A 12,804-nucleotide genomic window follows, 5' to 3' on the forward strand; every position below is an offset into this window, starting at 1 on the left:
ACTAAGCTGGTTTTTTGTCTCTATAGTCAGAACATTTCTCGGCAATGATATATCCAAGCCGCCAGTAATTATCTACAATAGCTCTCAGTCTTTTGACTTGTAGACGTTCTACCTGAAATATCGCTGATACCAGCTACTGAAGCAATTACTAACGAGATCCCTCCCCCATGCCAGATATCGCTCTACTCGCCGTATTTCTACCGACCTTCTTTTTTGTCTCTATCACCCCAGGGATGTGCATGACGCTGGCGATGACACTAGGGATGAGTATTGGTGTGCGCCGTACTATGTGGATGATGGCCGGTGAATTGGTGGGTGTTGCACTGGTGGCTGTAGCAGCCGTTATGGGCGTTGCCAGTATTATGCTGAACTACCCAGAGGCTTTTGCAGTACTCAAGTGGGTTGGTGGTGCTTATTTGGCTTATATCGGCATCAACATGTGGCGTTCAAAAGGTAAAATGGCTTTAGTTGAGGGCCAAACTGCGCCAAGTGTTGGCAATTTGGAGTTAATGACTCAAGGCTTTATGACCGCCATTGCCAACCCTAAAGGCTGGGCGTTTATGGTGTCCTTGCTACCTCCGTTTATAAACGTCGAACGGGAAGTGGCGCCGCAGTTATTAGCACTTTTATCCATTATTATGTTTACTGAATTTACCAGTATGATGGCTTACGCCACTGGCGGTAAAAGCCTGCGGGTATTCTTGAGTCGTGGCGATAATATCAAATGGATGAACCGCATTGCCGGCTCATTAATGATAGGCGTCGGTTTTTGGTTAGCACTGGGTTAAACAATCAACGCGCTGTATTGCAAACTACAAACCTCTGCTAATTGCTTAATCAGCGGCTTGTCGATAAGGCAACTTGCTGGTGAGTTGTTGCATATAGCTCTTAATGTTGTCAGCCTCTTGCAGAGTAAAGCTTTCAATAGCGCTGCGAAATTCTGGATGCGTGATCTCATGAGTTGAGTAAGTGGCGATAGGTTCAAATCCTCGAGACACCTTATGCTCACCTTGCGCGCCAGCGTCAAACACTTGTAGTTTCTCAGTGATGCAGTATTCAATACCTTGATAGTAGCAAGTTTCAAAGTGCAAGCCGTCGATATCGACCAAGCTCCCCCAATAGCGACCGTAAAGATGAGTTGTGGACTTAAAATACAGTGCAGATGCGACTACCTGCCCCTGTGTATCTTGCACCAATAGCAGCAAGACATTATCAGGCATGGTATTAGCAATTGACTCAAAAAACGCTAGATTTAAGTAGCCCGCATGCCCTGAGCGTTTTGCATAAGTTTGCCTATAACAGGCGTAGAAACTTTGCCACATTGCAGCCGTCGTATCACTGGCTGCAACGAACTCAAAGCTCAACTTATGTGGCGTTAGTTTGCCACGCTCTTTATTGATATCTTTACGTTTACGTGAGGTCAATGACATTAAAAAACCATCAAAATCCTTATAGTCTCTATTGTGCCAGTGAAACTGAGTACTCAGCCTTGTTAAACATGCATTCTCAGCGGTATGAGCTTGAGACATACTGCTGAACTGTGCTTTAGGGAGGAATAAACAGTGCCAGCTAGAGAAACCGTTTTCTATCGAAATATCACCAAGCACCTGCGTAATTGCATCGCAAACAATTAGCAGAGGCATATCAGCCGCGATGCCAATCCGTTTGCCTGTAACAGGGGTAAATGGAATGGCTGAGACAAGCTTTGGATAATAGGGGATTTGATGTCTTTCATACGCTTCAGCCCAGGCCCAGTCAAAGATATATTCACCATAGGAATGACTTTTTATATACAAGGGCATCACAGCGACGATGTCAGTTAGGTGGTACACAACAAGATGCAATGGTTTCCAGCCTGTACGCTGGCAAACACAACCACTGCGCTCCAATGCCGCTAAATAGGCATGATTATTAAATGGATTATTATCATCCATTAATCGGTCCCAAGTTCTAGGACTGATCGCATCAATACTCTCAACAAATTCAGCCCTGAGCTGAAAATCACTATTTAGGTCTGTGCTTTCTTTGGCTTGTTGCTTATCCAAACTCTTTTATCACTCCCGTTATGTTTAGGCTCTTTCAATACTAACCACCAATATAGATGATTAATCTATCACTATTGCATTTATACCCGATAAGCGGCACATTGCTAGTCTAATTTAAGAGTTGAACTGGTTTCTCCAAAAAGAATCAACCTCTACAGACAATAAACAAAGGATTGAAAATGCGCTCGTTTAAGGCCTTAGCATTTGCCATTTCAATGGCAATTCCCTTCACGACTCTAACACTAACCGCCAGCGCACCGCTATCGGTGAGTGCCGCTGAGACTTCTATCTACAGCCATATGGCCACCGCGCATCCAGTTTGGGCTGAACACGGTATGGTTGCCAGCCAAGAAGCATTAGCAACCCAGGCGGGAGTAGCAATACTTAAGCAAGGCGGTAATGCTGTAGATGCTGCAGTCGCAGTAGGTTTTAGTCTAGCGGTCACCTTACCAAGAGCAGGTAACATTGGTGGCGGCGGTTTTATGTTAGTGCATCTGGCCGAGCAAAATAAGACTGTTGCAATCGATTACCGAGAAATGGCTCCAGCTAAGGCGCACAAAGACATTTTCCTAGATGAAAAAGGAAATGCAGTAAAAAAACTTAGCCGTGAACACGGTCTGGCAGTCGGGGTACCTGGAACAGTGATGGGGATGGAACTCGCACTAGAGCAGTACGGCACGATGACCATGGCACAGGTCACTAAAACTGCTATCGATATGGCTAAAAATGGCATAGTCGTTACCCCTGATTTAGCTTCTTCATTATCAGGGTTAAAGAGACGAATTGCCCAGTGGCCAAGTTCAGCTGAAATTTTCTACAAAAAAGATAACACTGACTACCAAAGCGGTGAAATCTTAAAACAACCAGAATTGGCGAATTCCTTGTCGCTAATAGCAAAACAGGGTAGCAAAGGGTTTTATCAAGGTGAAACGGCCGAAAAAATCGTCGCAGCAGTTAAAGCCGCCGGTGGCATAATGACGCTTGATGATTTAAAACAATATCAAGCTATTGAAAGAAAGCCTGTATCGGGTAATTATCGCGGCTATCAAGTCGTTTCTATGCCGCCACCCTCATCAGGTGGTATCCATATTATCGAGATGCTCAATATGTTAGAGCAATATCCGATAGGAAAACTTGGCCACAACAGCGCCGCCACTTTGCACCTAATGACTGAATCCATGAAGCGGGCCTATGCCGATCGCAGTGAGTATTTGGGCGATCCTGATTTTGTTAATGTGCCGGTTGATGCTTTAACCAATAAAGAGTACGCCAAAACTCTCTCTAAAAAAATTGTCATGAATAGGGCTACGCCTAGCAGCGAAATTAAACCCGGCAAACTCGCACCCTATGAAAGTAACCAAACCACCCATTATTCTGTGGTGGATAAGTGGGGCAATGCGGTATCCAATACTTATACCCTTAATTTTAGCTATGGTTCAGGCTTAGTTGCCAAAGGCACTGGCATATTACTTAATAATGAGATGGATGACTTTTCAGCAAAACCTGGAGTGCCCAACGGCTTTGGCTTAATCGGTGGTGAGGCTAATGCTGTTGAGGGCAGAAAACGACCACTGAGTTCCATGAGCCCGACTATCGTAATGAAAGACGGTAAACCGTATATCGTTACTGGTAGTCCTGGTGGTTCTCGCATTATCACCACGACCTTGCAGGTTATTATGAACGTGATTGACCATGATTTTAACATCGCTGAAGCGACCAATGCAGCTCGAGTTCACCATCAATGGTTGCCTGATGTATTGCGAGTGGAACATACGTTGAACCTCGATACTCGTCAGCTGTTGGAGGAGAAAGGCCATAAGATAAAGGTCAATAACTCTATGGGTTCGACACAATCAATCATGGTGACTGAACAAGGTATATTTGGCTCATCAGATCCACGTCGAGCAGGCAGCGCGACCATAGGTTACTAGATTAACGACTAGCACCGATTATCAGATAAGCTTTAGCAACAATGCGCTTTCATTATTAATGGAAGCGCATTTTTTGAAGGGAGAAAACCTTACCAACCAAGCTCATTCTGGGTAACGTTTTTTCATTTTGGCAATTGAGTCGCGGATCAATTCAGTCAATACCGCTAAATCTACATCACTTAACCGCTTTATATATAAACATGACTTACCGGTTTTATGTTTACCAAGCTTAGGTAGAATCTCTTGGTAATCACCAAAACCATTCATAAGGTATATAGTGATATCATTTTTTCTTGCTGCAAAACCCGTTATCGGCCAATCTCCTTCACGACCAGAAGCATAGCGGTAGTGATATTGGTCAAAACCTATGATGCTGCCCCACATAACAGCAGGTTGTTTGGTTACAGTAGAAAACAATTGCAGCAGTGCTTGGCAATCTTCAAGCTTTTTCCCTGAAAGTTTCTGTGTTAAAAATAAAGAGGCGTCCGCACTGGTAGGCTGTGTCTTTAATGATTGACTCACTGACCTTGTTACAGATTGAACCTTTTTATTGGCAGTATTAACACTTGCAGCCATCTTTCCCCTCTCTGTTAATAACCATTGCAATGGCAATATCTTTAAATAGTGTAGCTACAAACATTAACAGTGTAATAAAAAGGGCAAAGCGTACGCCCTGCCCTTTATATGGAGTTGTGTTAGGGTCTGTTGATCTTTCGAGCTTAGTTTTTGTTCGATTCTTTACCGTAAGCAATAATGCTGCTACTGCAAGGCTTGAGCGATAACGCTTAGCCAGTTACCTGAAGCGCTCATAGCCCATGCTAGTCATAAAAGAATAGAAGCAATGAAACGAATCCAAAGGACAGCATTTCTTGGCCATTTTTTCTGCGTTAAAGGCTATTTGTGGAGAATCACTACACGGCATAGCCTCTGCCTTGCCAAAATGGCCAATAAGTTGCTGTAAAAACAACCATAAAAGTTCAACAGGCCCTAGTAATAACAGACTAAAAATCTTTTTCACCTTTAATGATTTCAGGGTAGCCACATATCGCTCGAGATGTTTGCATTCCCGCCATGGTTGCCGCTTCAACGCAGCTTGCATTAATCCCGGTTTTAATCCAATCACCAGTCACAAACAGGTTATCTATGCCGGTACCATCAGTATCGACTCGGTATTGAGTACTGCCCTTTACTGACATCACATAACGTTCAGAAGGATCAACATTAGCGCGCCAGTATTGGCTATCAAATCGAGCGACTCCAGTCGAATCGTTTTCATCATGAAGCCACTGCCAAGGGAATCCGCCAGTTGTCAGCGCTGATTGGCTGCCAGGCGCAGGCACATTATCCCAAAGCTTATAGATTTGGTTATCTAACTGCCCTATCGCACCCGCTTTTGCTATTGATGTTTTATGAGCTTGGAAACCGGTTTCAGATGCTGGCGGGTAATGCTCAACAGGTAATGCAGAGCAAAAATAGCTCGCATTTTTAGGTTGAGCGCCCTGCCAGTCTTCCATCTTAATCAAATGCGTTAACGACGCCCAAGTATCAAACGGTTCAGTAAACCCTGACAGTACAGGCTCTTCGCCATTATCAGGCCTTAAAGGCCACCCCATGCCCGCTAAATCCTGATCCAGCCACAGTTGATAAGCCTGAGTGGCAACCGTTTTTACTTTCTCAACACTTTTGCTTAAGACTTCACTTTGCTCCATGACCTCTTTAGCCACATGAGGCACTGAGCCAATAGACAAACCAAATATCACCTTGTCAAAATCTTTACCCTTTACTAGCCGCTTTTTAGGCAATGGCTGTCCATAATGGGCCTGATAAACCTCCTGCCAATTACTCCAGAAATGCTCCAAATTAACATCATGTTGCTTAATCAATTGCGCTTGCGTTTCATCGAGTTCTTCGAGTTTAGGTTGGCTTGGCCAACAATCAAGCCCCTTAACATCAACAAGTGGCGAGTATGATTCAACACCCTGTTTTAGTGCCACTTGCTCAGTGATCTCTATCGCCTGAATACTGTGGTTAACACACTCTAAGTTATCGACCTGATTAAAGAAGTGAAAATTAACACCACGACGTTTAAGCACTTCATAGTAAGGCGTAAAGACGGTATCGCCCATACCAGCCTGCATCTCCCACATCACCCCGCCTTGGTAGCACAGTGCAATCCGCATCATTGAACGGATAATGGTACCGGCTTCCAAGTTAGGATTATCAAAATTGCCTTTTTCATAGGCAAACACCAGATCGTAAAAACCACGCACTGGCGCAGAATCGACAGTAAAGGTTTGATTCGCACCGTGCTTAGTTAACCACTCACGGTAGTCATAATCGTTAATAACATCAAAGCCATGCTTAAATACATCATCAACGAACATGCCTTTTAAGATGGTTAAACCCAGATCAGCTGCAATATATAATCTACGCAGTTCATCATTAGTCTCTAACTTATCAACAAAACGCTCTTCTAAGCGCGACCTAAATGCATCCACCGCAGATTCAACAAAACCGCCCTCATCTTCAGTATCATGATGGTGCGCTTCACAATCTCGGCCAATCATTTGATTAAAGTGACATTCAAGCTTATCGGCCAGTGACGACAAGCTCTCTTTAGCGTCATCTATCGAGTCTTCTATTTTGTCATTTAGTTCTTCAAACCATTCACGGCTAAACCAGTGAACCGGTCTGGCTGACTCTTGCGTCTTAGCGGTGTCTTCATCTTCCAGGGCATCAAGCAAGTCATCCATCTCAGTTAGCCAATGACGGATCCAGCTAAAGGCTGCCTTGACGACTTTCCAAAGCGTTAATACTTCAGTGCTATCTCCTGGGATCCCGCTGCGCTCTGGAAACTGAATTGGCCAACTGTCTGATTCACCACCAACATCCTCTTGCAACACAATAAAATTATGTGGTTTAAAGGCATCTAAGAAAGTAGCTAGCGGGGTACCAGCGGGCCTATCGAGTTCTTCATAAGCCTTACGCATCAAATTAAAGGCATTTTGGTAAAAACCAAACCAGATATGCAGTCCATGCTCTTCGATACGTTGACCTTTTTCAGCATTACGTCCACTGGCGCCTTTACCACCAATTCGCCAACCCATCTGATAAACATCAATTTCATAGCGGTTCTGCCAACCAGGCTGCTCGGTTAAGCACGCCGCAGCGGTCATTGCCGCCACACCGCCACCTAAAATAGCGATTTTTTCTTTTTTTATGGTTGAGTTATCAACTAACACTTCACCTTGGGGAACTTCAAAGTCAAAGTTAACGTGGTAAGGCAGCAATACATTTTGTTCACCCAGTTCAACGCCTAACGACTCTTTAAATGAAAAAGAGGCATTATCAAACACAGTCGCTAGCAAATCATTTTCTAGTAACGAAATAGAGTGCACTTTATTGACTTTAGCCGGCGCTGCTGTAATTGCTTGGTAAACGGCTTTATCGCCAGCACTGTCAGGTAGTTGCTTTAAAAATACTTGGTCAATAGCGGGTTTAAATAACAAACTAAATAACTGCTGCTCGCCCAATTTATCGAGTTCTGGAATAAAGTCAGTTTGCGCTTTAAATAGATCCCAAGTCTGTCCTATTGCCTCTAAAGCTGAGAGCTGATGTTCTTCAGCGGCTTCGCAGTCAACACTTAATAACGGATGCATTGCCAATTCACTATCTTGTGAGAAATGCTTAAAACTTTTAGCAGAAAGGCTGAGCTTAGTTAGCGGTTCTCCAACTTCAGGCATCTCGTATTCACACATGTACTTAGGGTAACCGAACAACTCACGTCCATTAATGAGTGCCATCGCGTCATTAACGAATATGTGCAGCGGATGAAAATAGACATGGCTGATATCATCACTGTCACTGCTATTTTGGCGGCCCACCATGACCCAAGTAACAATGTCTGTTTCTTGGATCCAGCCCTTGTCTCTATCTTCTGGGTATTCAGAGTAGGCTTTATCAACCCGAGTAAAACTGGTTAACACATAAGGCGAAAGTACTTTAAAGTACATCGTACTGCCTGCCACTTGATTAAGGCACTTATCAATAGAGCACTGTAGGTTGGCCATTTTTCCTTTCATAAAAAAGCCGTACATATCTGCTTTACTTAAAATGAGTGGCGAGTGCATTAACATTGAGCCGGGGGGATAGATGAAGTTGGGGCGTTGAGCGTCCATTGCCTAGATCCTTGCTGGTAAAGAGTAGTGATTTCGCCCGTACTTTGCTGCTCGGGCTTTTTAGAAAACAAACTTCCCAGTAAGCTAATTTATTTACCAATAAATAACAACGTTGAATGCTTGTCAGTATCTCCTTAACGCATTGAACTTAAGTAAAGAACACTAGGTTCGCACTTTTAAGCGCCATATTAGCGAGGCAGCAATCATTAATCACAATTGCCGCCTCATCTATATAGTTAAAACAGTTTAGCTGCTTAAGGCTAGTGATACTGCATTAGTTTTTCGTCTGCTTGCTTAATGGCTGCAAATGCTTCTTTTTCTAGCTGACGTATTCTTTCAGCTGACACGGCATAAGTCTCAGATAACTCTGTAAGAGTGCTTTTTTTATTGGCAAGCCAGCGAGAATGAACAATATTACGACTGCGTTCATTCAGCGTTGTAAGCGTGCGCATCAGCTTAGACTTATTATGTTGTTGCCATTGCGCTTGTTCAATACTCTCAGCAAGATCTGACGATTCATCGACGACAAAAGATTTTTGAGCACCCTCTTCTCCATCTTCGTTAAGTGTTGCATCAAAGCTATCATCACGCGCCGCCATTCTCGCCTCCATCTCTTCAACGGTGTCGACTGGTATGTCTAGCTTTTCAGCAAGTGCGAGAGCCTCTTGCTTACTAAACCAACCCTGATGGGTTTTGTGACTTCGAAGATTAAAAAATAGCTTGCGCTGATCTTTAGTAGTAGCAACTTTGACTAGTCGCCAATTCTTCAATACATACTCACAGATCTCAGCTTTTATCCAATGCACAGAAAACGTCGATAAACGGACACCTGCGCGGTAGTCGAATTTTTTTACCGCTTTTAGTAACCCTATATTTCCCTCTTGGATCAGATCTTCAAAAGGTAAACCATAGCCTTTAAATCCTTTTGCTATATGAAGCACAAAGCCGAGCAGTGAAGTACTCAACTTATCCAAGTAATACTTGCCTCCGGTTTCACTATAGCGTCTTGCGAGTTCACGCTCTGCTTCAGCGTCTAAACGCGGAATACTTCGAGCAAATTGAATGTAACTATCTACGCTTGATGAATTCGAAGCTGACATATTAAAACCTTCCATATATAAATTTGTAGCCGCATCACGCTCTGTTCAGCACATATGGCAGATACAAGGAACATGAATAGAGAGCAAAAGTAATGAGCAAGCCAATGATGATTTAGCCCTGCCCCGTTGAATATGGTGAAGAAGTTTAAACCGCTTACGAATCAATAAATAAATGAAACATAATCAATAGCTAAAACAGTAACAACAATAAATCAAGTTATTGATATTTAATAAATTAAATTCATAAAAAACAAATATGGAATGAGCGATTCTTTTTTGGAAAGGAGGATAAAAGTGAAAGTAAACCGATAAAATGGAGAGGAAATTAACTAGCTGATACATTGTTGACGACTAACGGTTTGCATTAAATGTAAAAGCAATACTAGTAAACACCAGTACTGCTTTTGCCTATACCAAAGGTGTCATCAATGTATAAATCTAACAGCCTCATGTAGAGAAGAAGCTCGTTATCTTAGTTAATGACTCCTAAAATCATAAGATAATTAGAAGCGACCTACGATGCTCGCTGATAAGTTAACTCCGTCTACATCAGAATCGATGAGTCTAGAAGCATCAAATGTAGCTGAGAAGGTATCGGAGATCTGCCACCAATAGCCGGTACTAATAGAATAATCGCTTGATCTAGTATCAAAATAGTTTGCCCCGACATACCAGGAGTCATTAATATACCAATCAGCACCGACATTAAATGTATCGTCAAAATCTGTATGCGACCAGTTAGCACTAAGCTCAATTCCAGCAGTTGACTCTAAAGCCATAAAGCTGCGAACAGCCAATCCATATTCCTCAGCGGTATCATTATCGCTATCTGAATAAAATGCAGATACTGCAGAAGATGAATTGAAATAGTAACCAACTTCAGCTAAGTATGAATCGGTATCAAAGCTGTCGAAATTTGTTCTACCGTATGCAGCTGAAATAAACCAGTTTGAATCAAATACAAATTTACCATCGATGTTGATTGAATCTACATCAAAATTTTCTATATCATAATACTGGTAATTTACGCCGACATTTGATTTTTGAGCCAAAAAGCCATTGAGCGCATATGGACCATTACTTTGGTCTACTGCTTCAAAATAGTATCGATAAGCGGCACTCCATACACCGTCGCTAACTTCTTCAGAATTAGTGCCGTAGTTGATTCTAGCTTCATGATGAAATTCATTTTCTGCGGCAAATGCAGAGGACGTGGCGGTAGCGAATAATAAAGCTAATGCAATTGGTGTTTTTTTCATTGTTTATTCCCTTAAATGATTAATAACACTAAGAGAAGAGCGTTAACTTACTATCTTAAGCAGATCTGAAGCTTCTCCAAGCTTTTACAGGCATCCACTTCAAGTGAACGCTTTGCTCTCCTAGCGAAAAGCAATATATTACATCTAACAGTAGAATGTAATGCAACAGTTACATTTAATAACACTTTACTCTGCGACACTATTTATATCGACATCACGATAAAGAAAAAATGCAGTTTATCGAGCAGTGTGTTCTTCGTTAAACTCTAAAGCATACCGTTTACAATTTGCATTCATTAAACCTGTAGCGGTAGCACAATTTAAGTACATACACTAAACGCAAATTCTAGATATAAAAAACGCAGCTCAATGGCTGCGTTTTATATTTAAACTAATGGATTTAACTTAGTCACCGAAATCATCAAGTAGAATATTTTCAGGCTCAACACCTAAGCTTTCTAGCAAGTTAATCACTGACGAGTTCATGATAGGAGGGCCACACATATAGAACTCACAATCTTCCGGCGCTTTGTGGTCACGCAAGTAGTTTTCAAACAATACATTGTGAATAAAGCCGGTGTAACCGGTCCAGTTATCTTCAGGTAACGGATCAGATAGCGCGACATGCCAGACAAAGTTTTCATTCTCAGCAGCTAACATGTCGAAATCTTCTTGATAGAACACTTCACGTGTTGAACGAGCACCGTACCAAAAACTCATCTTGCGTTGCGTCTTTTTGCTCTTAAGCTGATCGAAGATATGTGAACGCATGGGTGCCATACCCGCACCACCACCAACAAAAATCATTTCGGCATCGGTCTCTTTAACGAAGAACTCACCAAATGGACCTGAGATAGTCACCTTATCACCGGCCTTTAGGTTAAAGATGTACGATGACATTTTACCCGGAGCCACTTTATCATTAGGTGGCGTCGCAATACGCACATTAAGCATGATACGCCCCTTTTCATCAGGGTAGTTAGCCATCGAATAAGCACGTAAAACATCCTCATCGACTTTTGAGACTAGCTTAAACAGTTCGTACTTCTCCCAATCATCACGATACTCAGCGGGAATATCAAAGTCTGCATAATTGACAGTATGCGCAGGTGCTTCAATTTGAATATAACCACCCGCTTTGAAAAGAACGTCTTCGCCTTCTGGTAGTTTCAGCAATAACTCTTTAATGAAAGTCGCTGTGTTATTGTTAGAAATAACTTCACATTGCCACTTCTTAACGCCAAAGATCTCCTCTTCAACCTCAAGCTCCATATCCGTTTTAACTGAGACCTGACAGGCTAAACGGCAGCCCTCTTTTGCCTCTTTTTTACTGATATGGTCACGTTCTGTCGGCAAAATATCGCCACCGCCAGATTTTACAGTCACCCGACATTGGCCACATGTACCACCTCCGCCACAAGCTGACGGAATGAAAATGTTTTTGCCCGCTAACGCGCCGAGCAGTTTGTCGCCCGCTGCTGTTGAAATACTTTTTTCAGCATCATCATTAATACGGATATTAACATCACCCGTAGAAACCAATTTACTTTTGGCGAATAAAATCACCATGACCAACATGCTTACCACTGCGGTGAACATGCCGATACCAATTGCCATTTCCATCGAATTTACCTTTTGTTTAATTCGTTTTCATTAAGCTGCTTAACTAAACAGGCTTAAATAGAAATACCAGAGAAAGCCATAAAGCCTAGTGCCATCAAACCGGTGGTAATAAACACAATACCTATGCCCTGTAGGCCTTCAGGTATTGCATGGAATTTCATCCGCTCACGTAATCCAGCAAGCATCACTATCGCCATTGCCCAGCCAAAGCCTGAACCTGCGGCGAATACCACTGACTCACCCAGTGAGTAATCACGGTTAGCCATAAAGATAACACCTGCAAAAATCGCACAGTTTACCGTTAGCAATGGCAAGAAAATACCAAGAGAGTCATACAATGCTGGAATGTATTTATCTAAAAACATCTCTAAGATCTGTACCAAGGCTGCAATCACCCCAATAAAGGTAATTAACTGCAAATAGCTTAAATCTAATGCAGGGTAACCTGCCCAAGCTAGCGCACCAGGCGCTAAGACATTGGCGTAAATTATTTGGTTAAGTGGCACAGCTAAAGTCATTACCACGATAACCGCTATCCCCAAACCAAAGGAGGTCGACACTTTCTTAGACACGGCTAAAAAAGTACACATTCCCATGAAGAATGACAGTGCCATGTTGTCGATAAACGCAGCCTGAATAAACAGGTTTATATAATGTTCCATATCGCC

Annotated in this window: 9 protein-coding genes; 2 read left to right on the forward strand and 7 right to left on the reverse strand. The window is 42.6% G+C overall.

Annotation, left to right across the window (positions count from 1 at the left end; all coding sequences use genetic code 11):
• Positions 1-167: 167 nt before the first annotated feature.
• On the forward strand, positions 168-788 hold the full coding sequence (locus K5R16_RS10255; RefSeq protein WP_220737467.1) for a LysE family translocator: 621 nt from the start codon (positions 168-170) through the stop codon (positions 786-788).
• A 45-nt stretch (positions 789-833) separates the two neighbouring features.
• On the opposite strand, the gene K5R16_RS10260 is transcribed toward K5R16_RS10255, so the two are convergent.
• Positions 834-2,045, reverse strand: a complete 1,212-nt coding sequence (locus K5R16_RS10260) for a GNAT family N-acetyltransferase (RefSeq protein WP_259649832.1) — start codon at positions 2,043-2,045, stop codon at positions 834-836.
• A 179-nt stretch (positions 2,046-2,224) separates the two neighbouring features.
• Between K5R16_RS10260 and ggt the strand changes: the two genes are divergently transcribed.
• Positions 2,225-3,976, forward strand: coding sequence for a gamma-glutamyltransferase (gene ggt, locus K5R16_RS10265; protein WP_220737468.1), 1,752 nt, complete (start codon positions 2,225-2,227; stop codon positions 3,974-3,976).
• A 102-nt stretch (positions 3,977-4,078) separates the two neighbouring features.
• Here the strand turns inward: ggt and K5R16_RS10270 are convergent, their stop codons facing one another.
• The 6 genes from K5R16_RS10270 to nqrE form a co-directional block, all read right to left on the reverse strand.
• Positions 4,079-4,582: a DUF1801 domain-containing protein gene (locus K5R16_RS10270; protein WP_220737469.1), complete on the reverse strand. Its 504-nt coding sequence runs from the start codon at positions 4,580-4,582 to the stop codon at positions 4,079-4,081.
• A 395-nt stretch (positions 4,583-4,977) separates the two neighbouring features.
• Positions 4,978-8,154: an NAD(P)-binding protein gene (locus tag K5R16_RS10275; protein ID WP_220737470.1), complete on the reverse strand. Its 3,177-nt coding sequence runs from the start codon at positions 8,152-8,154 to the stop codon at positions 4,978-4,980.
• 260 nt (positions 8,155-8,414) lie between these two features.
• Complete coding sequence (gene rpoH, locus K5R16_RS10280) at positions 8,415-9,254, reverse strand: RNA polymerase sigma factor RpoH (RefSeq protein ID WP_259649833.1); 840 nt, start codon at positions 9,252-9,254, stop codon at positions 8,415-8,417.
• A gap of 503 nt (positions 9,255-9,757) precedes the next feature.
• Positions 9,758-10,513: a putative porin gene (locus K5R16_RS10285; RefSeq protein ID WP_220737472.1), complete on the reverse strand. Its 756-nt coding sequence runs from the start codon at positions 10,511-10,513 to the stop codon at positions 9,758-9,760.
• A gap of 405 nt (positions 10,514-10,918) precedes the next feature.
• Positions 10,919-12,136, reverse strand: coding sequence for an NADH:ubiquinone reductase (Na(+)-transporting) subunit F (nqrF, locus tag K5R16_RS10290; protein WP_220737473.1), 1,218 nt, complete (start codon positions 12,134-12,136; stop codon positions 10,919-10,921).
• Positions 12,137-12,189: 53 nt separating this feature from the next.
• Positions 12,190-12,798: an NADH:ubiquinone reductase (Na(+)-transporting) subunit E gene (nqrE, locus tag K5R16_RS10295; RefSeq protein WP_020912964.1), complete on the reverse strand. Its 609-nt coding sequence runs from the start codon at positions 12,796-12,798 to the stop codon at positions 12,190-12,192.
• Positions 12,799-12,804 lie beyond the last annotated feature (6 nt).

The sequence above is a fragment of the Shewanella sp. c952 genome, assembly GCF_019654975.1.
Classification (GTDB): Bacteria; Pseudomonadota; Gammaproteobacteria; order Enterobacterales; family Shewanellaceae; genus Shewanella.